1 protein-coding gene is annotated in these 471 nt (G+C 77.1%); it reads right to left on the bottom strand.

Going from position 1 to position 471, the window contains the following annotated elements; all coding sequences use genetic code 11:
• A partial coding sequence (locus PO768_RS29085) for an FAD-dependent oxidoreductase (protein WP_272648836.1) occupies positions 1 to 471 on the bottom strand: 471 nt, incomplete at both ends.

Genomic DNA, 471 nt, shown 5'->3' with positions numbered 1-471 from the left:
GCGGCAGGCGATCGGGGGCCAGCAGCCGCCAGCCGACACGGCCGCTCAGCGCCGCTTCGGGCACCTCGGGCAGGCGGGCCAGCTCGGCCCATTGCTCGAGATTGCGGCGCTGGTCGGCCGGGCGCAGCGCCGGGTCGTCATCCCCGTCCTGGCTGGTGGCGCCGCACCACAGCCCGCCGGCACCGTCGGCCAGCGCATAGCCGGCGCCGGCCAGCGGCAGGGCCGGCAGCGGGCTGGCTTGTGCCAGATGGCTGATCTGGCCGCGCTGGCGTGTCAGGGGCAGTGCCAGATCGAGGGCCAGGTCTTGCAGCAAGCGCTGGCTCTGGTGACCGCCGGCCAGCACCACGGCCGGCGCCTCGGCCAGCAGGGCGCCGTCCTCGTCCAGCGCCCGCCAGCCGGCCCCGCCCGGGCGCAGGCTGGCGACACACCGGCCCAGCCTCAGCGGGGTGTCGCCGAGCAGGGCACGCACAT

Source organism: Paucibacter sp. XJ19-41, from assembly GCF_028462495.1.
Lineage (GTDB): Bacteria > Pseudomonadota > Gammaproteobacteria > Burkholderiales > Burkholderiaceae_C > Roseateles_E.
This window is presented reverse-complemented; position numbering and strand designations above follow the sequence as displayed.